Below are 25,227 nucleotides of genomic sequence, written 5' to 3' on the forward strand. Positions count from 1 at the left end.
TCGATGAAAAAGAGAGTAATTGATGGGACAACTGGAAAGCGAGTTAGGGATGGTGTGAGCCTAATACAGAATCCATGAATGAAGCGCACTTTGGAGAAGGTTCTCGAACTACTAGTAGAGAATAGCGGGGCGTCACCTCGTTAACAATGGAAAGTGGTCATTATGAATGGCAACTAGAGTGGTACCACGGGATTACTATGCTCTCGTCTCTAATTATAGAGGCGGGGGCTTTTTTTATTGAAAAGGGAGGAGACTATATATGAATAAACAAATTGCAAACAATATTGCTGAAATTTTAAAGCATCAGCTAACAGCTCAAGACGTGGAACAATTACTAGAAAAACCAAAAAGTTTAGAAGTTGGCGATGTGGCATTTCCATGCTTCACCTTGGCTAAAATATGGAAGAAGCCACCTCAACAAATTGCAGCGGAAATAGCGAACCAATTGCAAAATGAGATGATCCATCAGGTGCAATCTGTTGGTGGCTATGTCAACATCTATTTAAATCAAGAAAAAGTAACGCAACAAGTGTTGGGCCTTATTATGCAGGAACAACAAAATTTTGGTACGAATCAAACCGAAATGGGAAGCGTTGTCCTCGACTTTTCTTCGCCCAATATTGCTAAACCGTTCTCTATGGGGCATTTACGTTCAACCGTCATTGGGAATGCCTTGGCAAATATTGCCGTGAAAAATGGTTACCAGGCTATTCGTATTAATCATTTAGGGGACTGGGGCACCCAATTTGGCAAGCTTATCGTTGCATATCAAAAATGGGGTGATAAGGAAGCCATTACAGCATCCCCTATTGAGGAATTATTAAAGATCTATGTTAAATTTCATACAATGGCCGAACAAGATCCTACATTAAATGAAATGGCACGCTCCGCGTTTAAAGCATTAGAAGATGGTGATTCAGAGGCGTTAGCATTGTGGCAATGGTTCCGCGATGTATCGTTAAATGAATTTCAGACTATTTATCAGCTGCTAGGTATCAATTTTGATGAATATACAGGAGAAGCCTTTTACAATGATAAAATGACAGAGGTTGTGACAGAGCTACAAAACAAAGGGCTTCTAATCGAATCTGATGGTGCCTTTGTAGTAGAGATGGAGGGAATGCCTCCTTGTTTAATAACAAAAACAGATGGCGCCACACTTTATGCAACTCGTGATTTAGCTGCTGCCTTTTACCGACAACAACAGTATCAACCGAACAAAGTTTTCTACGTAGTTGGCAATGAACAAACGCTCCATTTTAAACAATTATTTCAGGTGATCGAAAAAATGGGGTACGGCTGGGCAAAAGATTTACAGCATGTACCGTTTGGGATGATGCTTAAAGATGGTAAGAAAATGTCCACACGTAAAGGAAAAGTGGTGTTATTAGCTGATGTGTTAGCCGAGGCGATTGCGACAGCTAAGCGCAATATAGAAGACAAAAACCCTCATTTGCAGCAGAAAGAGCGAGTAGCACAGCAAGTAGGAGTTGGAGCGGTTATCTTTAATGACCTAAAATATCATCGTTTAAACGATATTGAATTCTCCATCGAGCAAATGATGAATTTTGAAGGGGAAACTGGGCCTTATGTACAGTATACCTATGCTCGTATTTGCTCAATCTTGGCAAAAGGCGATGTGCCCTCTCAAATGAAGACATTTGCTCCATTAGGGCAACAGGCTTGGCCAATCATTTTATTATTGGAACAATTTCCGAAAGTGGTGGACACCGCTTTTAATCAGGCAGACCCATCCATTATTGCAAAATATGCGTTACAGCTAGCACGTTTATTAAATAAATATTATGCTCATCAAAAAATATTAGCCGATGATGCCCAGCAAGATTCACGTCTAGCGCTCTGTTATTGTGTAGCAATTGTGTTAAAAGAGTCATTAGCTTTATTGGGCATTGAGTCGCCAGAAAATATGTAGTGAACGGTCACTTAGAGCATCATTGACCATTTATTGAATACATGGTAAAAGGATAGAAGAATAAAAGAAAAACTCTTCCATTGACTGGCAGCAGAGAGGATTAAATCAAATGGATAAAAAACAATGGACCGTTTCACTGATTTTAGTCGTAATGAGTATATTTTTTGTGGCATTGAATATGAGACCCGCAGTAACGGGAATTGGGCCACTTTTTAATGTCCTCATGACAAGCTTACAGGTTTCCAATACGAGTATGAGCTTTCTCACATCCATCCCTGTTTTTTGCATGGGTTTATTTGCTCCTATTGCTGTACCATTTCAGCGTAAGCTTGGAACAAAATTAGCAATCGTGCTGTTAATGGTTATACTCATCTTCGCAAATGGGCTACGCTTTTTCGAAGAAAGCTATCTTTTATTAGTTGTTACCAGTTTTGCGGCAGGCTTGGCTATTGCGATGATTGGGCCTATATTAAATGCATTTATTAAGAAAAAATTCCCTCAACGCTTTACGATTGTTATTGGTATTTATTCATTTGGCATCGGCGTTGGTGCGACATTAAGTGCAGCATTGACTGTGAGCTTTTATCAGTATTTTGATAATCAGTGGACAGTTGCACTGGGTATGTGGGCCTTACTGGCTATAATCGCCCTTATTCTATGGAGCTGGGCAATCCCGAAAGAACAAGGGGCAGAGGGTGGAGAATTGGCTAAAAATGAACCGGCACGTAATCCTTGGGTAACTGTACGTGCTTGGTCAATTTTATTGTATTTTGGCTTACAAACCTCACTGTTTTTCTCTATGATGTCGTGGCTTACACCTCTTTTACAGGACAAAGGTATGACGCTTAAGGAAGCGAGTATGATGCTGACGTTGATGTCCATTGTACAAATGATTGGTAATATTGCTGTGCCGATGCTTATGGAGAAATGGACTAATCGATTAGCTTGGGCAGTGGCATTAGGCTGTTTAGGGCTGATAGGCTTTACATTATTATGGCTTTTATCAGGTATTTATTTGTGGCTGGCCGTATTTATAATCGGGATTGTTCTAAGTGGGCTATTTCCGATCGGCTTGCTGTTACCGCTCGATGAAGCTAGAAATGATCAGGAGGCCAACAGCTGGTCATCGATGGTATTTTCAGGCGGCTTTATGCTAAGTGCAATCATTCCTGTTTTGATTGGCGTTTGCTATGACATGACAGGTAACCATACATGGACGTACGTCATTTTCCTAGCATTAATGCTTGGAATAATCGCGACAACAGGGCTATTGCGAAAAAATTAATTCAAGAAGACATGCCATTTATAACGCATGTCTTTTTTTTGTCAAAAATATTTTGAATGCCTAAAATCCATCCATTTTCACAGCAAATCAAAGAATCCATAAATTTTAATAGGTAGAATGGAATAGAACTAAAGCGATTGCTCTATTTTACTACTAGTTAAATTCGAATAATTATATTATGTAAACTTGAAACATCCTAAGTCCTTGATTATGATAGATAAGAGAGATAGTTGAAAAGAAAGTTTTGGTGAAGGTATGTATAAAAAGATGCTCGTTTTAGGAGCGGCTACAATACTAATGACAAGTTGTGACAGTCAAATAGGTGCAGGATGGTTTCAAGCAGAAAAAGCAGAGATTCCAACAAACACTGTGGCCAAGCAAGAAGAAAAAATAGTGCCTGAGGTCAAGGTGATAGGTGAGCATGGAGTTGGTGCAGGCATTATTATTCAGCAAAAGGATGATGAGCTTTATATTTTAACAAATGGCGCACTAGTAGCCTCAAAGCCAACTGCCCTAGTGCAAATTGGTCAGAATAAGCTAAAGGCAGCAAATGTTCATTTTATGTCAACAGCTCATAATGTTGCACTTTTGCAGGTGACTTATAAAGCGAGTGTGCAAGTGCCAAAAATGTATGAGGGGGAGCTCGATCAGCTATCAGTTTACGTGAATGGCTTACCCTATACGATTCAAAAATACGAAGATAAAATAGCTGCCTATTACATTGATACACAGGAAAAGCTACCTTTGGGAAGCCCCGTGTTGGAGGCGGAAAACGGAGCAATTGTCGGTCTTTATTTTAACCGTCAGCAGCAAGGTGAAGCACAACCATACATATTGCCGATTAAGGAAATTCAACCGTTTATGCAGAAATGGTTAAAGGAAGGCATGAAGCCGAGTGTACGCCTATCCCAATCAAAAAATTTATATTCTTATATTGAACAGGGTGATCAAGAAGCCGTACAGCAAGCCATCGACCAATATGGTGAAAATATATTTGCGTATAATATAGATGAAATCAATCTTTTTTTAGATACATTCCATAAGCATTTAAAAGGAGCTGTAACTATTCAAGATGCAAGTGTTATGGAGCCGATTGTAGGATCAGAAGATTTGCAAGACACTTTGACAGGCATGGTTGCCTACTATGCCTCCAAACAGGCGAAGATTCATTTCTCGAACACAGATATTCAAGATATTCGAATAGTGGATCAGCATCTTCGGGTACGTGCTAAAACGGAGTATGTATTGACCAATGCAGCTGGGCAGGAGGCACTTGCCCATTCCATCATGCTTTATGAAATTATGAAAAATGAACAGGGCGAGTACAAGCTACTTCGTCTTACTACCGAGGAGTGAACTTTGCATGGAGCAAGCAAGACAAATGCTACAGCATCATTTTGGCTATGAAGCCTTCCGGCAAGGACAAGCCCAAATTATTGAACAAACTTTACATGGACAATCAAGCCTTTGTGTGATGCCAACAGGTGGAGGGAAATCTATTTGCTATCAGATTCCAGCGTTAATGCTTGAGGGGCTCACAATCGTCATATCGCCCCTTATTTCTTTAATGCAAGATCAGGTGGAAGCTTTACGAGCAGCCAATATTCCTGCTGCCTATATAAATAGTACATTAACAGCACAAGAAGTGAATGAAACGATGCAGCTAGCTAGTGCTGGTTATTTAAAACTACTATATATTGCACCTGAAAGACTTGAAAGTGCTTCCTTCCTTCAAGCATTGTCCTATTTATCCGTCCCATTAATTGCGGTGGATGAAGCACACTGTATTTCTCAATGGGGCCATGATTTTCGACCAAGTTATCGCTCCATTCAAAAACTTTTTACACTATGGCAGCAGAAGCCAACTGTTTTAGCGCTTACCGCCACTGCGACACCTGCTGTTTGTGAGGATATACGGCAATTATTAACCATTGATGAAGATGCAACAGTGATGACAGGCTTCACACGTGATAATTTGGCCCTTTCAGTGTTAATTGGTGAAAATAAAGAACGTTATATTAAAAATTACTTACAGAAAAATAAACAGGAAGTCGGTATTATTTACGCCGCCACACGAAAAGCGGTAGACGCAATTTATGACATGCTTAGTCGGTCGGGTGAAGCGGTAGCCAAATACCACGCTGGGCTATCAGAAGATCTACGGATGTCTGAGCAGGAGCGATTTTTAAAAGATGAGGCACGCATTATGGTGGCTACCAATGCCTTTGGTATGGGGATCGATAAAAGTAATGTGCGCTTTGTATTGCACTATCAGATGCCCCGTAACATGGAGAGCTATTATCAAGAAGCAGGGCGAGCTGGTCGAGATGGTCTTCCAAGTGCTTGCATACTACTGTATGCCTCCGGCGATGTTCAAACCCAACGTTTTCTCATTGATCAATCACAAGATGAGGCACGAATACCCCAGGAATTAGCGAAGCTCCAAACAATGGTCGATTATTGCCATACAGAGGGCTGCTTACAAAATGCGATTTTAGCGTATTTTGGTGAAGTACAAGAGGAGCCTTGTGGCCGCTGCAATAATTGTAACGATGGCCGTACGGTAATGAATGTGACGGAGGATGCACAGAAGGTACTCGCCTGTGTTGTACGAATGGGCCAAAAATTCGGCAAGACGATGGTGGCACAAGTACTAATCGGCTCCAAAAATCAAAAAATGAATGAATTTGGGTTTGCACGTTTATCGACCTATGGCATTTTGAAAGGGCATTATTCGTCTAAAGATGTCTCGAACTTTATTGAGTTTTTAATTGCTGAAGGCTTATTAGCAGTTAAGCACGGCACGTATCCGACTATTTATGTGTCAGCCGATGGCAAAGAAGTTTTACTTGGACAACGAAAGGTCATGCGGAAAGAAGCTGTTACGGTTAAAAAACTGGCTGATAATGATCCTTTATTTGAACATTTACGTGTGTTGCGAAAAGAAATTGCAGATGAAGAGAAAGTTCCACCATTTGTAGTATTTTCGGATAAAACATTGCGTGATTTATGTGACAAGAAGCCCGCAATACTGGATGATTTACGCCAGATAAGCGGCATCGGTGAAGTGAAATTTGATAAATACGGCAAGCGTTTCTTTGAGGCGCTACAATCGTTTTTAGAAACACCCATCTAAAATTATGCATGTGTTTTTACAAAAAAGAGGTGTCTCAATGAAAAATTGAGGCACCTCCGTTTGTTTATTTATCCCAATGCTTAGTTATAAACTCATCACGGCCGGAAATAGCACGGTCTTGCTTATAGTGATCAGCTTCTTTTTTATAGTAATCTTGGTGATAGTCTTCCGCTGGATAGAAGCGTTCAGCATCACGAATTTTGGTTACAATAGGTTTATCGAAGCGTCCACTAGTGGCAAGCTTTTCTTTTGAGGCCTCGGCGATTTGCTTTTGTTCATCCGTGTAAGTAAAGATGGCTGTTGAATAGGACTCACCACGGTCATGAAACTGCCCAAAAGCATCAGTGGGATCGATTTGCATCCAATAAATGTCTAGCAGTTGTTCATAGCTAAAAATGGCTGAATCGAATTCAATTTCGACGACTTCTAAATGGCCAGAAGTCCCTTTCTTAACATCTTCATATGTTGGGTTTTCTAAATGACCGCCCATATAACCAGATGTTACTTTATGTATACCATCCCACTCAACGAATGGCTTAACCATGCACCAAAAACAACCGCCAGCAAATGTAGCTTTTTCTATCATGTACATCTTCCTTTCTTTTGTGAAAATATTATAGCATTGTTTGGCGAAAAAATTGAGCATTTGGGTGTAAAATAACAATAAGATAGATGAAGATGGGACTTCCTCTATCAGCTAAATGAAACTTTCCGGCTAATCAATCGTTACATTAACTATAAAAAAATAGAGGAGTTAGTCATTATGGAAGAGCAAGATTATACAAGACGCTCACAACGCCCTACAAAACGAAAGCTTCGTAAAGGGAGAGCAATTTTTACATTATTATTACTCTGTATCATGGTAGTGGCAGGTTACTCTATCATGCAGTACCGCAGTGGACTAAAGCTTGCCAATCAAACACAAGTCGAGCAGGAGGATTTTTCTGGCGATACGTTAAAAGGCGATATTGAAAATTACTTAATCCTCGGTGTCGATACACGTGGCGAGGAGAAATCTCGAACAGATACGATGATGGTATTATCTTGGAATAAATCAAACAACGATATTAAACTCGTATCCTTTATGCGTGATATTTATGCGGATATCCCTGGCTATCAATCCTATAAACTTAATACAGCGTATTACTTAGATGGTGTACAGCTGCTGAAGGATACATTGACAAATATGTTCGGCTTACCGATTCACCATTATGCCCTTATTGATTTTAAAAATTTTGAATCGTTGGTGGATATTTTAGCGCCTAATGGTGTAGAGATGGATGTTGAGAAGGATATGTCTGAAAATATTGGGGTAGAGTTAAAGCAAGGTGTTCATCACTTAAATGGACAGGAGTTACTAGGCTATGCACGATTCCGTCATGATGCGGAAGGTGATTTCGGTCGTGTAGCACGTCAGCAAAAGGTCATCGAGGCTTTAAAAAATGAACTTATAACACCTGCGAATGTATTGCATTTACCAAAATTCGTAGGGGCAGCACAAGGCTATATTACAACGGATTATTCTTCTGCTGAAGAAATGCAACAAGTGCTGAAATTGTTATCTAAGGGCAAGGTAAACATTGAAAAAGCAACGATTCCAATTGAAGGTAGCTATCAATTCCAAAACTTTAGTCATGCCGGCGATTCAATCGTTATAGATGTAGAACAAAATAAGGCCTTTTTAAGTGATTTTTTAGGCATTTCACTGGAGTGATGTTTAGCAAAATCCAACATTATCCTGTAATATAAAGGTAGAGCTTTTTGATTGGGGTGGATATATGGAAAAAGAAAGACCAAAAGAGCGTTCAAACCTGTTAGCAACCAAGTTTATTCGTTTCTTAGGTGGTAGAAACCTATTATTTACGCTGGTTATTTTATTATTAGTTGCATGTGTTATTTTTATGTTTAATCAAGTTTCCTTTATCTTTACCCCGCTTCAAGTATTATTTGAAGTAGTCATTTTACCAGGGGTACTAGCCGTCATTGGCTACTATTTATTACGCCCATTGCTGGCGATTTTGGTTAGATGGCGTATCCCGAGAATTTGGGGTATTTTAATTCTCTACATTGCGGTCGTTGGTGTCATAACACTGCTCGTTGTGTTGGTTTATCCGTTTTTACGTGATCAATTCACGAACCTAGTGCAGGAATTCCCAGAGTATTTTATGAAGTTTACGGAAAAATTTGTTGCATTCTTTAATCATTCACGTTTTAACGATTATTTAGATAAAATTAATTTTGACTACAATGAAGTGGTTCAAAACTTTACTACAGATATGGTGAAAACTGTGAAGGATACAGCTGCAAATATAGCACAAGGTGTAGCATCCGGTATTACGGGCTTCCTATCAACATTAACAGGCATTGTTCTATCGCTTGTAACAGTACCATTCATCTTGTTTTATTTACTGAAAGAGGGCGAAAAGTTACCGAAATTTATGCTGAAAGTTTGCCCACCGCGTATGCGTAAAGAAGTGACTGAAATTTTCCATGATATGGACAAGCAAATTAGTTCTTACATACAAGGGCAAATTTTAGTATCAATGTGTATTGGTGCAATGGTAACGATTGGCTTCTTAATTATTGGTATGAAATATGCTTTATTGCTCGGCTTCCTTGCAATGATTACAAGTGTAGTGCCTTATTTAGGCCCTGTCATTGCCATCACACCAGCCGTTATTATCGCCCTTGTCACATCACCATTGATGCTGATTAAGCTAGCGATTGTATGGACGATCGTGCAGTTAATCGAGGGAAAATTCATTTCACCTCAAATTATGGGGAAATCGCTCAGTATTCACCCGATTACAATTATCTTTGTATTATTAACGGCAGGCTCACTATTCGGTGTCCCTGGTGTCATTTTAGGGATTCCTGGATATGCAATTTTTAAAGTGCTTGTGACGCATCTATTTAAGCTATTTAAACAGCGCTATAACCGTTACGAGGACGACGTTCATCAAAAATATGATGTATAAGTAAAGAAGAAACAGCTACTGCCGATTGACAGTAGCTGTATTTTTAATAGGAGATGAAGGATGGGGGAAAAGGGAATGACATACATACCGATTAATTTTCAAGAAAAATTAGCGAAATTCCAAGAGCACTGGTCACCAAAGGTAATTGCCGAAATGAATGAATATCAATTCAAACTTGTTAAAGTAATGGGAGATTTCGTCTGGCATAAACATGATGATACAGATGAAGTGTTTATTGTTATTGAAGGAGAGCTCCTCATCGAATTCCGTGATGGAGAAGTGAGATTAAAGGAGGGTGAAATGTTTGTTGTACCACGCCAAGTCGAACACAAACCTTATGCCGCTGCCGAGTGTAAAATTTTGCTTGTAGAGCCTGCTGGTGTAGTGAATACAGGGGAGGAAAATTCTACGCTTACTGCTGAAAATGATGTTTGGATATAGTTAAGAAAACCCTTCTAGCATGTTGCTAGAAGGGTTTTCTATGTTAGTTTTCTTGTAGTACTTGTATTTGCGCTAAACGATCAACAGCTTTCTGAAGGATTTCCGCTGGTTGCACGAGTGCTAAGCGCAGATAACCTTGTCCTGCTGTTCCAAATACAGTACCTGGAACCGTAACTATGCCAACCTGCTCAATCAATTTAAAGGCAAGTTCTGTGCAGTCCATATCATATGGGTATTTTGCCCAAACAAACATCCCGCCATTGGAAGGCGCTGCGTCCCAACCTAGTGCCTGTAAGCCATTCATCAGTGTTTGATGACGCTTAGAGAAGGTAGCACGTAAGCTTGCCGTAATTTCTTCAGCGTGATCAAGGGCAACGACAGCTGCATCTTGAATAGGCTCAAAAATACCAAAATCTAAATTCGATTTTAGTTGCTTTATGATCGCGATCATTTCAGCATTTCCTGCGATATAGGCAATACGGGTTCCTGCCAGACTAAAGCTTTTGGAAAGGGAGTTAATTTCCATCCCAACTTCTTTTGCACCCGGTGTAGCAAGGAAGCTAATCGGTCCATCGCCCGTAAAATAAAACTCAGAATAGGCTGCATCATGCAAAACGATGATGTTATATTTTTTAGCAAAAGCAATCACTTTTTCAAAATATGCTAAGGATGGCATCGCTGGTACTGGATTTCCTGGTAAGTTTAAAATTAATAGCTTTGCTTTTTGGGCAATATCTTCCGGAACAGCGTCTAAGTCAGGTAGATAGTTGTTGTCAGCTGTCTGAGGCATGTAATAGGGTGTTGCACCAGCTAAGTGAATGCCTGCGTCATACGCAACGTAAGCTGGGTTTGTGGAAAGCACGATGTCTCCTGGATCACAAAAGGCCATTGGAAGATGCACTAAGCCTTCTTGAGAGCCAATCGTTTGAATAATTTCAGTAGTGGGATCTAAATCAACATTGCTACGGCGCTTATAGTAGCGACTGACTGCCTCATAAAAACGCTGTGTGCCTGTAAGTGTATAGCCATATGATTCAGCTAAACCTGCTCGAAAAGATAGATGTTCACGAATTTTGGCATGTGGGGGAAGATCTGGGCTTCCTAAGCTTAAGTCAATCAGGGTCATGCCCTTTGCTTGCTGCTCTCTCGCAAAATTTTTCAAATCTCCGAAAATTGCTGGTGTAAATAATGACATTTTTTTAGATGGTACGATTTTCAAGACTAGTACACTCCTTGTAGTTGTATAACAGAATAGTAGTTCACATTTTATCATACTAAAGCACAGAAAGGGACAGATATTCTGAAAAAAGAAAATATTTATATAATGTAGAGGATGTGCGCATAGGCTAGCGAAAATGGAATGCCTAATGCTGGGAAAACCTACTGTAAATTCCGTAAATGTAGAAGTTGTATTATACTTACTATATAGTTTTCAGTCTGAATTATTGGTGCGAATTGATGGATCTAACTGCTATCATTAGCATAAGAGGGGGTGAGGGCCTTGAAGGTATATTCGTTAAGTGGACCAAGTGGCACAGGGAAAAGCACTAGTGCTCTGTCTTTTGCCCATAAAATAGGCGCACAGGCGATTATCGATGATGGATTACTCATTGTCAATGGCGTGAGAGTCGCAGGAGTTTCTGCCAAATTTGAAAAAAATACAATTACCGCTGTAAGGCGTGCCATTTTTACGGATCAGGAGCACCGTGAGGCCGTCAAGAAAGCGCTAGCAAGCCATAGAGTGGAGTCTATTTTACTTATTGGGACGTCAACGAAAATGACGAATAGTATTGCAAAGCAGCTGGAGCTAGGGGCTATCGAGCATTATTATGATGTGGGAGATGTTCGTTCCTTTAAGGACATCCAAAAAGCTCGTTTTATACGTCAAACGCAAGGGAAGCATGTCATGCCGATCCCTTATCGACAAGTTGAGCAAAACTTTTTTAAGCGACTGGTGCTAAAGGGAATGGAGATTTTTTCAACAAAACGTGAAAAGATTGGGGAAACAACCATTGTTCGTCCTGATTTTCAACGGGAATATATTGAGATTAGTAATCATGTGTATGTCCAGCTACTTACGTATTGCTGTCAACAACAAGATTTCGTGCAAAAGGTGGAGCAAGTCCAATTTGTGCTAGGTGAACAGGTCCAAGCTATATTGTCCCTACAGGTAAGGTTACCGATTGATTATCCGTTGGCAGAACGTTTATATAACTTACAACAAGCAGTGCAGACGGAATTTTATGAGCATTTTGGCTATGAATTAGATGCTATCCATGTTCATGCCAAATCCGGAATACAAAAGAAAAAGTCATAAAAAACAGGTACTCCCGTCGCTATTGGGCGAGAAGAGTACCTGTTTTTTATTTAGGTTGACGCGTAAACTGTGGCTGGCGTTTTTCAACGAATGCTCGGCAACCTTCTTCAAAATCATTACCGACAAATGGCGTGGAGCCTTGCCATAAGGCTGGAACACTATCCAGACATTCTTGGACAGATTGCTTTACTGCCAGTAAGGATTCAGGAGACATCCTCGCCACAAGCTTACCCATGCGGATCATGTATTTATTTAAATCCTTCTCTGCTACAAGATAATTGAGCATCCCAAGCTTATAAGCTTCCTCTGCTTTAAACATTCTTCCTGTAAACACTAAATCCTTCGTTGTAGCAGGGCCAACAAGCTGTACTAAACGCTGTGCAAATTTATTATTTAATGTGATCCCCAATTTACCAACAGGAATGCCGAGTTTGGCTTTATCGGAGCCAATACGGATATCGCAGGCTAACGCTAATTCCAACCCAGCCCCCATTGCAGGACCATTAATCACACCAATCGTAGGAATCGGCAAGCGCTCAATAGTGGAAATGGTTTTTTCCATATGTATAAACGCCTCTTCAGCCTTGTCGAGAGAGATGGCATTAAATTCTTTAATGTCAGAGCCAGCAGTGAAATTTTGTCCTGAGCCTCGTAAAATAAGGACTTTATTTTTGGGATTATCTAATACTTGTAGGGCAATTTTTGCTAATTGGTCCCACATATTTGCGGTTAATGCATTTTTCGCTTGTGGTCGATGGATTGTAATAATTGCTAGCCCAGCAGTTTCTTGATAAATAATTTTTGCGTCTTCTGCTTCCAGTCGAGTCGTCTTTACTTGCATTTTAGAGAGCCCCCTACATATTTTCTATATCTTTATTATATAGCACAATGAACGATAAACACGAAATTATACGAATTTTCATATAAAATTGCGTTGTTATACAAAATAGGTGGAATAAATAGCAATTGTTCTACAACAGAGGAACGGAATTTACTATTGTAAGAAAGCAAAAGTTGTGAGAAACTAATAGTCGAACATTTGTTTCTTAATTATGCAAGAAGCATTTGAATGATGGAAGCGGGTATGGACCTTTGAATACAGATTATCCGACACTACAATATTACATAAAAACAAGAACATACGCACCCAATATATAGTAAAATGAAAATAACTACCGCTCAGCTAACAAGGAGGGAACTCATGATCACACTCAAGGATGCGTGGAACAGATATATTTTGCTGCTGCAGTCATTAAAGAAAAGTGCAGCAACGATGAAGCAGTACAATATGGACGGGCAGCATTTTTTATCCTTCGCCCATGAAAAAAATTACTTGTATGTAGATCACCAATTTCAAGAGTTATTACTAATTTATTGTCACTATTTAAAGGAAACCTATAGCAATATCAATACATTTAATCATAAAATAGCAACAATGCGTGGCTTTGTAGACTTTATTTTCTTACGAGAATGGATGGAGCCCTTTGATTATCAACATATTTTAAAGCCGAAAAAAAGGCAAAAAGAGGCGTTACAAGTACTCACAAATAAGCAAATAGAGCAAATGGCTAATGTTTGGCCAACTTATTTTCGATATGCAAAAACAGCAGAGCATGCATGGCTGGCGAGACGGAATGGTTGTATTGTTCAGGTTTTGATGGAAACTGGTTGTAAGCCGGCAGAGCTTGTACGGATGAAATGGTCGCATTTCCAAAAGGAAAAATCAACTCTTTTTATTGCCAATCAGAACGGGCGCCGTGAGGTAAAGTGTTCGCCTATACTTATGGACATGCTAGCACATTATAAGGAAGAAACAGAAGCCATGCATGACAAAGAGGTAGAGGAATGGGTGTGGGTAAGTGAGGCAAGCATGACAAAGCCGATTACGACGAAGACAGTGGAACGTATTTTTCAAACGATGTCTAAAGATATTGGAAAAAACGTCAGAGCCACCGATTTGCGTTATACCGTTATGCAAAGGGCGTTTCAGGAAGAGAAAACACTGGAACATATTCAGCAAGAAATGGGCTATGTTCGCAAATGGGTACTAACAGAAAGACAACAGCGCTTTGAATAAAAAATGTGCAGCAATCGCGTATGGCGCCATTCCTGCACATGTCATTATTTATTATAAATGATTCAATGCTTTGACACTTACTTTTACGGTTAAATCATGCTTGCCTCCTGAATAAACCCCTTCAACAGGGCTTATATCACTATAATCTCGACCAATACATAAAATAATATGGTTTTCTAATACTTCCACATTATTTGTAGGATCTAAACCAATCCAGCCAATACCAGGTATCATAACTTCTACCCAAGCATGTGTTGCAATATCGCCGACGAGAGCTGAATTTTCATCGACATATAAATAACCACTAACATAACGTGCTGGAATTCCTTTAGAGCGCAATACACCTAGCATAACATGGGTGAAATCCTGGCATACTCCTCGTTTTAGGGCAAATGCCTCACTGGCTGTTGTACCCACATCTGTTGCTGAAGGATCATATTCAAAGCTAGAGTATAAGTATTGCATTAAATTAAGCGAAAAGAGCACAGGATTTTCAGCATGGCCAATTGCATGAAAAACTTCCTCCAGCTGTTGCTCGGTCATATACGTAAAATGAGTTGTTTTTAAATAGGGAAGATAATGTTCATAAAATAGCTGTGAGTGAAAAATAGTTTGCATTTCGGGCGAATATTGAATGCGATGAATAAATGGCGCACGCTGGATACTGACGATCGACGATGTATGAATTTCTAGTACTTGATGCTGCTCAGGAATATAAAATGAACCTACTGTATTTCCCCAAATATCCGTATGCTCACGGGTAAGAGAGGATGGAGTAATCGCAATTCGATAGGATAACAGCCGTTGACGCTCATCACTCCGCGGCTTTAAACGAATCGTATTTAAGCTTTGATCGACTTCAGACTCATACTGAAAAATATTTGTATGTTGAATTTCAAATTTCATCGTGTCCGCTTCCTTCTGCTTACTGACTTGCCTGTTGAAAGGGAGCTGTGATGGATTCCTTTCAAGGTTGTATGCTGGGTTCATATAAATGATAGATTGTCGAGAATGTTTCGCTAAAGGCAATCCATTGACTCAATCTTTCCTCCATTATTGTGATGGCTTCCTCAACGCTCATTGACCAAAAATCAAGATGATCGATTCCTAGGACAAAGCTTTTGATGGTCGAATGAAGCGTCAAACATCTTGACGACAAAGGATCATGCTCGATGGATTTGAGAGCTTCTTCTAATTTTTTCAGACAAAACATGACCGAGCAAGGAAAATGTTCATCCTGCAATAAATATTGAATGACGGTTAAGAGATTGGTTTGGCGGTGCTTCTGCAAAAATGATTCTTTTGCGGCAGCAAGGTCCAATAGAAACGTACCATCCATCTCATGAAGAGATTGGCCAGTTATTTTCTGTTGTTCGAGAATAATGAACGTCATCCGCATTGTTTTTTCTGCTCTTTCCAGCCATTTCCCAATCTGCATGAAATAAAAGGGGAGATCCCGATCCATCGTGCTCTCAATTAATCCAGTCACCATCCACAAGGTCTTCCGTACTTCCTGTAAAAAAGCTTGAAGATCAATTAATGGGATAGGCCGATCCGTTGTTAGTATGTCCTGTTGCTTAGTTAAATAAAAGGCATTTTGTATTTCCCAAAGCTCCGCAGGTATACGATCTCTCGTAACTCGAGCATTCTCTCGAATGGCGCGTAATGTAGCAAGGAGAGAGTTGCCGTTTTTCTCAGAAAACAGAAGATAATCAATTAATGGATTAACACGTATAGCTGTATAATTGGCTAAATACTCCTCCTTTGAGGCACAAATATTTAATACAGCCTCCCAATGATCAATATAATCATGTTCTTGCCCAGATTGCTCCAACATATTCAACAGCTGTACCTGTAATATATGTGTATTGGTTTGCGTGCGTTCACTATACCGTGCCATCCAGTATAACGCGTCGGCTACTCGACTCAGCATGCTGCAACTCCTCCTTTAAGATCCATGTGTCCTTAGCACCACCACCCTGCGATGAATTGACCACAAGGGAACCTTCTTGTAAGGCCACTCTTGATAATCCACCTGGCAACACATAACAATCCTCACCCTTCATGGCATACACACGTAAATCCACATGGCAAGGATAGAATCGCCCATTTTGAAAGGATGGTGCTCTAGACAATTTAATAGTTGGCTGGGCAATATATTGGCATGGATGCATCATAATTTTGTCCTTAAACAAAGCGATTTCTTCCTCATCTGCATGGGGACCAATCAGCATATCATAGCCCCCAGATGCACTCACATTTTTAACGACTAGCTCCTGAATATGCTCCAGTACCCATGCTCGCTGTTGCTCATCTTCTAAATGATAGGTTTTCACATTCGGTAATATCGGCTCTTCCTGTAGGTAATAGCGAATCATTTGAGGGACATAGGCATACATCGCTTTATCATCTGCCACACCATTACCAACAGCATTTAAAATGGCCACATTGCCTGCTTGGTAAACTGCCATTAAATGAGGGACGCCCAATAAGGAGTCCTCACGGAATGCAACCGGATCTAAAAAAGCATCATCGATACGGCGATAAATAATATCGATTTGCTGTAAACCGTAGATGGTTTTCATATAAACCTTCAAATCCTTTACGACTAAATCACGGCCTTCCACCAGTTGAATCGTTAAATGCTGAGCTAAAAATACGTGATCATAATAGGCTGAGTTGTACATTCCTGCTGTTAGTAGCACAGCTTTTGGTTCTCGCTCTTCATCCATAGTAGGTGGGCGATGGGCAAGCAATGTTTTTTTCATGTTAGCCATCTGCTTATCAAGAGATAAAATAGTATGTTTTGAAAAAAATTCTGGATACACTTCCTTCATGACGTCACGGTTTTCAAAAACATAAGAAATGCCAGAAGGATTGCGTAAATTGTCTTCCAGCACGAAATATTCACCTTTTTCATCTCGTATTAAATCAATACCTGCTAAAAATATATGATTAGCAATTGGCACCTTAAGTCCCTTCATGATAGGCGAGAAATATGGATTCTTTTCTACCAGCTGTCTAGGAATATAGCCATCACGGATGATTTTTTGTTCATCATACACATCTTGTAAAAATAAATTCAGTGCTTCTACACGTTGTTTGACACCTGCCTCAATAATCGCCCACTGTGTTTGAGGAATAATGATAGGGACGCAATCAAAGGGCATTGTCCTTTCGGTTCCATCTTGTGCACCATAGACAGTAAAAGTAATGCCTTGTCTGAGAAAGCTTGCTTGGGCTTGACGATATTTCTCTTCGAGTTGCTCCTGAGAAAAAATGGATAGCTTATGATGAAAAGATCGATAATGGGGCTTCGGTTGATTGCCATCAAACATTTCATCGAAAAACAGACTAGAATCATATAAATTCATCATATGGATCCCTCCGAATTTGAGTAGTTATAAAAACATGGTACACTGTGAGTAAATACATAAAAGGAGCTAACATTCATGACAATCATTAATCTAATGCAAGCTTATGAACTTGATAAACTATCTAAATTAAATTATTCAGACGAGGAGATCTTACTTGCTTTACGGGCAGGGGATGTATCAGCTTGGCAGGAACAAGTACCAAACTATGAATTTAGTGAAACAATGGCACTTTTTCAGGATGACGAACAAGAGTTCTTAGATGCGTTACATGGCCATTATCGAATCAAGTATGTAACTTTGCCTGGCATCCAACGTTTATTGCACCTGCGCTTTAACCTTGAAGAAGGAGTAGATTACCAACTGTTAGAAACTGGTATCCAACATTTGATGTGTGATGAGGAAACGGTCACAAAATTACAGCAAATGTTATCGACGAACTGGTCACTTACAAAACAAGCCGATCAGAAGTACTCGGTTTTTGTAAAATAGTTGTTTTATCCAAATAATACCATGCGCGTTATGAGACGAATCGACATAGGTAGTTACCCACCTTTCTATTTTTCGAGTCGCCTCACAAAGCAATAGAAGTATACTAGATTTTAATATTCATCGAACATCAACTTTATACCTAAAAACCAATAACTGTCACAATTTAGTTAGAAGATCCTCTATATAAAAGAGGATCTTTTTTATTCGCATGTATATCGAACGAATGTTTCTAAAACGTAAAAAAGTAGCTTGTTTTTTCAATAACGTTCCCAAATTTATATTTGGGAACGTTTTTTATGGTAAAATAGAGCAAATAGAGGTGATTGAGTTGCAAAAATCAAAACAACCAAAAATCATGAAGGACTTTCTTGTTTATTTAACGACCATCAAAGGAAAGTCCCAGCGCACAAGAAAAGAATACGAATATGATTTGACTTTATTTTTCCGTTTCCATACAGCTGTCCAGGAGGAACTGGATATAGATAATTTAGCAGCCATTAATATTGCCACCATTACAATAGATGAAATTCGAGATATTACATTGGAGGACCTTTATTACTTTATGGAGTATTGTGAGGTACAGCGCGGAAATTCTGCAGCTTCAAGAGCACGGAAGGTAGCGACATTAAAATCCTTTTTCAAATACTTAAAAGGTAAACGGCGACTCATTGAGGAAAACCCAGCAGAGGAATTAGAAACACCAAAAATTGGTCGGAAAAGACCCATCTATATGAATTTTCAAGAAGCTACACAATTTATAGATGGCATACCTGCCAATCAGGCATCACCAAGAAATTACTGTATGATGATGTTTTTCTTAAACTTAGGAATTCGTGTGACAGAGCTATGCCAGCTTAATATTACATCTATACAAGGACGCTATTTAACCGTCGTTGGGAAGGGCAATAAGGAGCGTACTGTTTATTTGAATGATAGCTGCATGCAGGCACTTGCAGACTATGAAAATAGTGGGAAAACACCATATAAGGGAAACGGAGATGAGCCTCTTTTTGTCTCACAGAAGGGAACACGTTTTACGCGGCAAACTGTTGCTAAAATCGTAAAACGTATTAATCAGCAATCAGGCCTCCAAAAAGAGCGACTTACACCACATAAGCTGCGCCATACTTCTGCAACGATGATGTATAAGGCCGGTGCTGATATTCGAAGCTTACAACACATCTTAGGGCATTCAAGTGTAGCAACCACTCAAATTTATACACATATCGAGGATGAGCAGCTACAGCAGGTTTTAGAAAACAATCCATTTAATATGGTGCATAAAAGATGATTTACATCCATCTCTGTCGAATATAAAGGTATAACGATTAAGGGGGTAGTGTATGATTTTATTTGCAAAGGATCAATTTGATGCCACAAGAGAGCAATTACTTCAGGAGATTAACCATTTAAGTGATACCGAATTTAATGACAAGCCGGATGCACAAAATTGGAGTATAGCACAAATCTGCCATCATCTGATTTTAGTAGAGGAAGCAACAAAGAAGGCTGTTGCATGGGGCTTAAAATCACAAGAGCAGTCGTCTCCTAAACGAAAAGATATGCAACTGCTGTTAAACCGTACACGAAAATTCCAAGCGCCAAGCATAGTGGAGCCTTCGGAAGAACCATTTCATGTTCAAAAAATGGTGGAATCGCTAGCAACAACAAGAGCGGAATTTCTCGGATTTTTAGAAACGATTGAGGACACTGATGCTTTAGCAAAGCGCACTGTGAAGCATCCAGCTCTTGGTGAATGTCCACTCGATCAATGGATTGAGCAAATTTATCTTCATGAACAACGTCATATTCAGCAAATTCAGGAAATAAAAAATAGCTGGCAACAGGCTCCAAATTAATTTGAAACAACCCATCTATCTATTAAACAGATAGATGGGTTGTTTTTGCGATTTATCATTGATCAGGAAGCTTTTGGATAAGGTTTGAATAAACGCTCATCTTCATTTTCTTTTCTATAAAATGTCCATTTATATCAGCATAAATGGCTTTAGTTGTACCGTCCTCATACTCTGTAAAAAGTACCTTTCCATGGTTATAGGGTTCCATGATGGGATCTGTATCTAAACTCATATCCGGTGAAATATTCCCTGCGGCTATAGATAGTACTCTTCGTTCATGGAAAAGCTGTCCAATGGCAATGGCTTGCCCATTTTTAAGTTCTACAAATGTAAACATAGAGGAATACTTGCGGTTTTGCGCAGGTACCTCCATTTGCACGACTTGCCCATTTTTAGAGGCAGTATGGCTATTTGCAGTGATTTTTAAGTAATCACCATTTTTGCTTTCCACGGTTGTCATTTTAGTCTTAGCATTAAAACTTTAAGAAAATCCAAGTGATGCAAGGGCACGAATCGGAACGAAAAAATGATGACAGTCCATTAGTGGATGTACATCCAGCTTTATACATGCACTATTGACAACAACTTTGAATGGCCTAACCTCCACTTCTGGCTTTGATACAGACACTACGAATGCAGGAATATTGGCTATTATTCCGAAACCTACTATTAAAATGATCCCTGCTATGATTTTCTTCATTCCCTCGTTCTAAAGTTTATATTTTACCATTGAATACCTAAAAAACGCCCTATTTTAGGAGTTCCTAAACGCTAGCAAAGCGATGCAAGCTTGGGATGATTTTTTCTGTCATAAGCACTTGACGTCCATCATAATCTGTTATATATTAAATAAAAATAAAAACAACTGTTATAAAACAGATTCAACTAAGGAGGAGTTTTTAATGTCAAAGTATCGAGATGGGTATGAATTTTATTGTGAAATGTGTGAGCGTTATGGATTAGAACCAATTTCATTCCGCTATTATGTATTACAGTTATCACAGCAACAACTTTCTGCTTATAATATGCAAGCGAAACAATTAGGGATTTAAAAGGATATGGTGATGACGGAAGCCGACGCGAATATTTTATGAAAAGCCCAGCCATACTAATTATAATGGACTGGGCTTTCATCTTTCTAAAAAAAGATTTCGGAAAATTCGTTGATTTATAAAGTAGAGATGGAAAAATATTATCAAAATAAAAATACAGTTATAAGTACAAGGAAAAGTAGTTCAAGTGAAAGGAAGAAATAAAGATGACTGATTATCGTGAAGGCTATGAATTTTATCGACATATATGTGAGGAGCATGGATTAGAGCCCATCAATTTTCACTATTATATTTTAAATTTATCGCAAGAGCAGTTAAATGCTTATAATGAGCATGCTAAAACATCAGGAGGATCAATAGAATATGAGGTCTCCTAGCTATTTTAGCTATTAAAATGCCTTACTGCTGCTTATGAGTGACAGTAAGGCATTTTGTCTGAGCACTTTTACAATCTGATAAATTTATAAGTTATTAGTATGTTGTATTTAATGGAGAAATAGCCTAAAGAAAGTACTATCAATAGTACAAAAGTATTCAAAAACCTTAAAATTAGACAATTTTGTATGTTAATAATAACTAATATTTGTATTTTATATCAAAAAATATTCCAACCTTGCTTTGAATGATTTCATATTTGGGTTGAATTAACTGCTTTTCTAAGACTATAATATAATTACAGAAAAAAGGGCGATATACCACAACTTTATACCTCGCTGTAAAATAAAGCAAAAGTACCAAACCCTTCATATTTTAATGAATGGAGAATGAAAATGATGAATATCACGCCTAGTAGTAATCAAATGAACTACAGTCTTAAAGAATTGCAAGATATTTTTTCCGCTATGAATAGTTCCATTATTGTGGCAATTACAGATCGTACCGGAAAAATTACTTTTGTTAATGATCATTTTTGTAAAATTTCGAAGTATACGCGTGAAGAATTAGTAGGCCAAGATCACCGTTTACTGAACTCAGGCTATCATCCTAAATCTTTCTTTAGAGAGATGTGGAGAACAATCGGTAATGGTGAAATGTGGAATGGCGAGGTTTGCAATCGTGCGAAAGATGGCAGTTTATATTGGGTGAAGACAACTATTTTCCCATTCCTTGATGATCGGGGAAAGCCTTATCAGTATATCGCAATCCGCGTCGATATTACAGCGCAAAAGGATATTAAAAAAATTACCCACATAGCCTATCACGATGAATTAACAGGGCTACCAAATCGTCGTAAATTAGAACAGCGTTTAGAAAATGAATTCCATCAATCTCGACGTACAGGAGAAAAGTTTGCGTTATTTTTCATTGATGTGAATCGTTTTAAACACATTAACGATGGGCTTGGTCATATTATCGGTGATATGTTTTTAGTGGAAATGTCGAATCGTTTAAGGAATATTGATTATACCTCTAATTCTTTCTATCGCCACAATAGTGATGAATTTGTCATGATTTTAAATGATGTGAATCGTATAGAGGAAATGGCCAAGGAAATTATGAGTGTCTTTAATGAAAGCTTTGTAGTAGATAACTATGAATTTTATGCAAGTATTAGTATAGGCATTAGTATTTTCCCGGATCACGCAAACACTGTAGAAGAGTTACTGAAAAATGCTGATATTGCGATGTATGCTGCTAAATCTACGCGAGGAAATCAATATCGCCTCTACCGTGCCAATATGGATGAAGCGAATGATAAATGGCTTTTACTAGAAACAAAATTACATCAAGCATTAAAAAAGGATCTTTTAGAATTACATTACCAGCCTAAAATTGATTTAAAAACTGATACAATTATTGGTATGGAGGCATTATTGCGCTGGTATGATCCCGAATTGGGGCATATTCCGCCGGATCGATTTATTCCATTTGCTGAAGAATGTGGACTCATTAATGATATTGGTGTATGGGTGCTAGGTAAAGCCTGTGCACAGGCTAAACTTTGGAATGAATCATATAATCTCAGATTACGTGTAGCTGTTAATATTTCACCGATTCATATAAGTACATCAGGCTTTGTAGAAATGGTGAAGGAAGTCATTGTTGGAACAGGCATTGACCCACATTTATTAGAAATTGAAATTACTGAAATGAGCATGCTTGATTATACAGAAGATTTAATTAATACGATTAATCAATTGCGCGCGCTTGGGATTACGATTTCATTAGATGATTTCGGGACAGGCTATTCATCTCTAAACTACTTAAAAAAATTCCCTGTGGATGTACTTAAAATTGATCGTGCTTTCGTTCGTGATATCGTTCCTGAAAAATCTGGTATCGCGATGATTTCTGCAATGATTTCTTTAGCTCATGCGCTCAACCTACAAGTAGTTGCTGAAGGTGTGGAGGAAGAGGCTGAATTAAACGTACTTCGTGAGCATGGCTGTGAGTATGTTCAAGGCTATTATTTTAGTAAGCCACTTTCTGTAGAGGATTTTACAAATATAATCGTACAGTCGTTCACTAATAGTTCCAGTTATTAATTGCTATTCATGAATAATTTTGCTAAAGTGAGAGATAATATAAATTACAATTTGATGATGTGGCCAAGTAAGTAAGAATAGTGAAACAGAAAATATAGCACCTGCTGAGAGCTATATCACCGCTTCTTTACTGAACACCTACCACGGAGAAGTTATGAAAAACATAACCGAGTCGTTTTCGTTACTAAACGCTAGAGGGTTTTAAGCTTGGCTTAAAGCTAAATTCAAGGTGGTACCACGTCGATCCAGCACAAAGACGTCCTTTATACAAGGACAGCTTTGTGCTTTTTTAATTCATCAAATAAATACTTACAAAAAATGGAGGTAAGCACAATGTCAAAACAACTAGAGGATTTTTCAAAATGGTATATCGAAACCATTCAAAAAGCAGATTTAATGGATTATACGCCAGTTCGTGGCTGTATCGCCTTTAAACCAGATGGCTACGAAATTTGGGAGCATATACAGGAGGAAATGGACCGTCGTTTTAAAGACACAGGCCATCGAAATGCGTATTTTCCTATGTTAATCCCAGAATCATTCTTCCAAAAGGAAAAGGATCATATTGAAGGGTTCTCACCTGAGCTTCCTTGGGTGACTGAAGCAGCGGGTGAAAAATTAGAAGAACGCTTAGCACTTCGTCCGACATCTGAAACAATGATTGGCCACCTTTATTCAAATTGGATTAAAAGCTACCGTGACCTACCTGTTCTCATTAATCAATGGGCAAATGTCTTCCGATGGGAAAAGAAAACATTACCTTTCATTCGTACCTCAGAATTCCTTTGGCAGGAAGGGCATACGGCCCATGTTGATGAGGAAGATGCACGTAAAGAAACGATGCAAATGCTAGACATTTATAAAGAAGTGGTGGAACAAGTTCTAGCGATTCCAGTCTATGATGGACAAAAAACGCCATCTGAACGTTTTGCAGGAGCTGTCGATACGTATTCGATTGAGGCAATGATGAAAAATGGGAAGGCTGTGCAAGCTGGTACGTCTCATTATTTAGGAACAAAATTTGCAGAAGCCTTTAACATAAAATATTTAAATAAAGCGAACCAGCACGAATATGTACACACAACATCTTGGGGGACATCTACACGTTTAATTGGTTCTGTCATTATGGTACACGGGGATGAGCAAGGACTTGTTTTACCTCCACGAATTGCTCCAACCCAAGTGGTTTTAATTCCAGTAGGACCATGGAAAAAGAATCCTCAAATTATGGAGCAGCTGGATGAAATTTTTGCGACATTAAAAGCGAAGGGGATTCGGGTACGACTTGATGATTCAGATCAATCGCCTGGCTTTAAGTTTAACGAATGGGAGCTAAAAGGAGTGCCTGTTCGTCTTGAATTAGGCCCACGTGATCTTGAAAACAAGCAAGCTTTACTGAAAGCACGTGATGAGGATGAAAAACAGACGATTGAATTATCAGCAGTTGTGACAGCCATTGAGAAAGAATTAACGACGATGCAAACACGATTACTAGAGAAAGCTCGTCAATTCCGAGAGGCAAATGCTCATTCAACGATTGATACATTGCCACAATTACAGCAGCACATTGAAACAGCTAAGGAAAACGGGACTATTCCAGGCTGGGTACTTGCTGGATGGTGTGGGGAAGATGTGTGCGAGGAAAAAGTGAAGGAAGAAACGAAATACACGACTCGCAATATTCCATTCAATCCACCAACAACAAAAACGACTTGTATTTGCTGTGGGAATGAAGCAAAACATACCGTTTGGTTTGCCCAAGCATATTAATAGTACGTACATTAACCCCTGGGCGAA

General features: G+C 38.9%; 24 protein-coding genes and 1 other annotated feature (1 of these 25 cut by a window edge). Of the genes, 16 read left to right on the forward strand and 8 right to left on the reverse strand.

The window, feature by feature from the left end; translation table 11 throughout:
- Positions 1 to 214: a binding site (T-box leader), on the forward strand (it extends 6 nt beyond the left edge of the window).
- Positions 215 to 259: 45 nt separating this feature from the next.
- The 4 genes from argS to recQ all read left to right on the forward strand — a co-directional run bounded on the left by argS (position 260) and on the right by recQ (position 6,354).
- On the forward strand, positions 260 to 1,933 hold the full coding sequence (gene argS / locus MKY88_RS11435; protein ID WP_340813658.1) for an arginine--tRNA ligase: 1,674 nt from the start codon (positions 260 to 262) through the stop codon (positions 1,931 to 1,933).
- A gap of 109 nt (positions 1,934 to 2,042) precedes the next feature.
- Positions 2,043 to 3,218, forward strand: a complete 1,176-nt coding sequence (locus MKY88_RS11440; RefSeq protein ID WP_340813659.1) for an MFS transporter — start codon at positions 2,043 to 2,045, stop codon at positions 3,216 to 3,218.
- 297 nt (positions 3,219 to 3,515) lie between these two features.
- On the forward strand, positions 3,516 to 4,574 hold the full coding sequence (locus tag MKY88_RS11445; protein ID WP_340813660.1) for a hypothetical protein: 1,059 nt from the start codon (positions 3,516 to 3,518) through the stop codon (positions 4,572 to 4,574).
- A 7-nt stretch (positions 4,575 to 4,581) separates the two neighbouring features.
- On the forward strand, positions 4,582 to 6,354 hold the full coding sequence (recQ, locus tag MKY88_RS11450; RefSeq protein ID WP_340813661.1) for a DNA helicase RecQ: 1,773 nt from the start codon (positions 4,582 to 4,584) through the stop codon (positions 6,352 to 6,354).
- 64 nt (positions 6,355 to 6,418) lie between these two features.
- Here recQ and msrA read toward each other — a convergent pair whose 3' ends face one another.
- Positions 6,419 to 6,940, reverse strand: a complete 522-nt coding sequence (gene msrA, locus MKY88_RS11455) for a peptide-methionine (S)-S-oxide reductase MsrA (protein ID WP_258270098.1) — start codon at positions 6,938 to 6,940, stop codon at positions 6,419 to 6,421.
- A gap of 177 nt (positions 6,941 to 7,117) precedes the next feature.
- On the opposite strand from msrA, the gene MKY88_RS11460 reads away from it, so the two are divergent.
- The 3 genes from MKY88_RS11460 to MKY88_RS11470 all read left to right on the forward strand — a co-directional run bounded on the left by MKY88_RS11460 (position 7,118) and on the right by MKY88_RS11470 (position 9,773).
- Positions 7,118 to 8,068: an LCP family protein gene (locus tag MKY88_RS11460; protein ID WP_193831941.1), complete on the forward strand. Its 951-nt coding sequence runs from the start codon at positions 7,118 to 7,120 to the stop codon at positions 8,066 to 8,068.
- A gap of 64 nt (positions 8,069 to 8,132) precedes the next feature.
- The gene (locus MKY88_RS11465) at positions 8,133 to 9,332 is read left to right on the forward strand and encodes an AI-2E family transporter (RefSeq protein WP_144789099.1); all 1,200 of its coding nucleotides are present in this window, start codon (positions 8,133 to 8,135) and stop codon (positions 9,330 to 9,332) included.
- Between the two features lie 75 nt (positions 9,333 to 9,407).
- Entirely contained in the window at positions 9,408 to 9,773 is a 366-nt protein-coding gene (locus tag MKY88_RS11470; RefSeq protein WP_193831943.1) for a cupin domain-containing protein, read from the forward strand.
- Positions 9,774 to 9,816: 43 nt separating this feature from the next.
- On the opposite strand, the gene MKY88_RS11475 is transcribed toward MKY88_RS11470, so the two are convergent.
- Positions 9,817 to 10,992, reverse strand: coding sequence for an aminotransferase class I/II-fold pyridoxal phosphate-dependent enzyme (locus tag MKY88_RS11475; protein ID WP_069481341.1), 1,176 nt, complete (start codon positions 10,990 to 10,992; stop codon positions 9,817 to 9,819).
- 282 nt (positions 10,993 to 11,274) lie between these two features.
- Here MKY88_RS11475 and MKY88_RS11480 point away from each other — a divergent pair, with 282 nt between their 5' ends.
- Positions 11,275 to 12,090, forward strand: a complete 816-nt coding sequence (locus MKY88_RS11480; protein WP_340813663.1) for an ATP-binding protein — start codon at positions 11,275 to 11,277, stop codon at positions 12,088 to 12,090.
- A 46-nt stretch (positions 12,091 to 12,136) separates the two neighbouring features.
- Here MKY88_RS11480 and MKY88_RS11485 read toward each other — a convergent pair whose 3' ends face one another.
- Positions 12,137 to 12,931, reverse strand: a complete 795-nt coding sequence (locus MKY88_RS11485; RefSeq protein ID WP_258270100.1) for an enoyl-CoA hydratase/isomerase family protein — start codon at positions 12,929 to 12,931, stop codon at positions 12,137 to 12,139.
- Between the two features lie 360 nt (positions 12,932 to 13,291).
- Here MKY88_RS11485 and MKY88_RS11490 point away from each other — a divergent pair, with 360 nt between their 5' ends.
- Positions 13,292 to 14,167, forward strand: a complete 876-nt coding sequence (locus MKY88_RS11490; protein WP_340813664.1) for a tyrosine-type recombinase/integrase — start codon at positions 13,292 to 13,294, stop codon at positions 14,165 to 14,167.
- A gap of 51 nt (positions 14,168 to 14,218) precedes the next feature.
- Here MKY88_RS11490 and MKY88_RS11495 read toward each other — a convergent pair whose 3' ends face one another.
- From MKY88_RS11495 to MKY88_RS11505, 3 genes are all read right to left on the reverse strand, one after another.
- Positions 14,219 to 15,073: a transglutaminase family protein gene (locus MKY88_RS11495; protein WP_008177642.1), complete on the reverse strand. Its 855-nt coding sequence runs from the start codon at positions 15,071 to 15,073 to the stop codon at positions 14,219 to 14,221.
- 61 nt (positions 15,074 to 15,134) lie between these two features.
- Entirely contained in the window at positions 15,135 to 16,100 is a 966-nt protein-coding gene (locus MKY88_RS11500) for an alpha-E domain-containing protein (RefSeq protein WP_193831947.1), read from the reverse strand.
- Positions 16,054 to 17,544, reverse strand: coding sequence for a circularly permuted type 2 ATP-grasp protein (locus MKY88_RS11505; protein WP_328200855.1), 1,491 nt, complete (start codon positions 17,542 to 17,544; stop codon positions 16,054 to 16,056). Before MKY88_RS11505 ends, MKY88_RS11500 begins: the two co-directional genes overlap by 47 nt.
- A 75-nt stretch (positions 17,545 to 17,619) precedes the next feature.
- Between MKY88_RS11505 and MKY88_RS11510 the strand changes: the two genes are divergently transcribed.
- The 3 genes from MKY88_RS11510 to MKY88_RS11520 all read left to right on the forward strand — a co-directional run bounded on the left by MKY88_RS11510 (position 17,620) and on the right by MKY88_RS11520 (position 19,892).
- Entirely contained in the window at positions 17,620 to 18,033 is a 414-nt protein-coding gene (locus MKY88_RS11510; RefSeq protein WP_193831949.1) for a hypothetical protein, read from the forward strand.
- A gap of 328 nt (positions 18,034 to 18,361) precedes the next feature.
- Entirely contained in the window at positions 18,362 to 19,324 is a 963-nt protein-coding gene (locus tag MKY88_RS11515) for a tyrosine recombinase XerC (RefSeq protein ID WP_328200853.1), read from the forward strand.
- A gap of 52 nt (positions 19,325 to 19,376) precedes the next feature.
- On the forward strand, positions 19,377 to 19,892 hold the full coding sequence (locus MKY88_RS11520) for a DinB family protein (RefSeq protein ID WP_328200852.1): 516 nt from the start codon (positions 19,377 to 19,379) through the stop codon (positions 19,890 to 19,892).
- A 55-nt stretch (positions 19,893 to 19,947) separates the two neighbouring features.
- Here the strand turns inward: MKY88_RS11520 and MKY88_RS11525 are convergent, their stop codons facing one another.
- Together MKY88_RS11525 and MKY88_RS11530 are read right to left on the reverse strand one after the other, a co-directional pair.
- Entirely contained in the window at positions 19,948 to 20,352 is a 405-nt protein-coding gene (locus MKY88_RS11525; RefSeq protein ID WP_328200851.1) for a hypothetical protein, read from the reverse strand.
- Between the two features lie 21 nt (positions 20,353 to 20,373).
- On the reverse strand, positions 20,374 to 20,592 hold the full coding sequence (locus MKY88_RS11530) for a hypothetical protein (protein WP_340813666.1): 219 nt from the start codon (positions 20,590 to 20,592) through the stop codon (positions 20,374 to 20,376).
- Positions 20,593 to 20,794: 202 nt separating this feature from the next.
- On the opposite strand from MKY88_RS11530, the gene MKY88_RS11535 reads away from it, so the two are divergent.
- From MKY88_RS11535 to proS, 4 genes are all read left to right on the forward strand, one after another.
- Positions 20,795 to 20,944, forward strand: a complete 150-nt coding sequence (locus MKY88_RS11535; protein ID WP_004230023.1) for a hypothetical protein — start codon at positions 20,795 to 20,797, stop codon at positions 20,942 to 20,944.
- Between the two features lie 206 nt (positions 20,945 to 21,150).
- Positions 21,151 to 21,321, forward strand: coding sequence for a hypothetical protein (locus tag MKY88_RS11540; protein ID WP_012294474.1), 171 nt, complete (start codon positions 21,151 to 21,153; stop codon positions 21,319 to 21,321).
- Positions 21,322 to 21,714: 393 nt separating this feature from the next.
- Positions 21,715 to 23,430: a putative bifunctional diguanylate cyclase/phosphodiesterase gene (locus tag MKY88_RS11545; protein ID WP_340813667.1), complete on the forward strand. Its 1,716-nt coding sequence runs from the start codon at positions 21,715 to 21,717 to the stop codon at positions 23,428 to 23,430.
- A 333-nt stretch (positions 23,431 to 23,763) separates the two neighbouring features.
- Positions 23,764 to 25,200, forward strand: coding sequence for a proline--tRNA ligase (gene proS, locus MKY88_RS11550; protein WP_328200848.1), 1,437 nt, complete (start codon positions 23,764 to 23,766; stop codon positions 25,198 to 25,200).
- The last annotated feature ends 27 nt before the right edge of the window (positions 25,201 to 25,227 follow it).

The organism is Lysinibacillus sp. FSL R7-0073 (assembly GCF_038009065.1).
GTDB lineage: Bacteria > Bacillota > Bacilli > Bacillales_A > Planococcaceae > Lysinibacillus > Lysinibacillus fusiformis.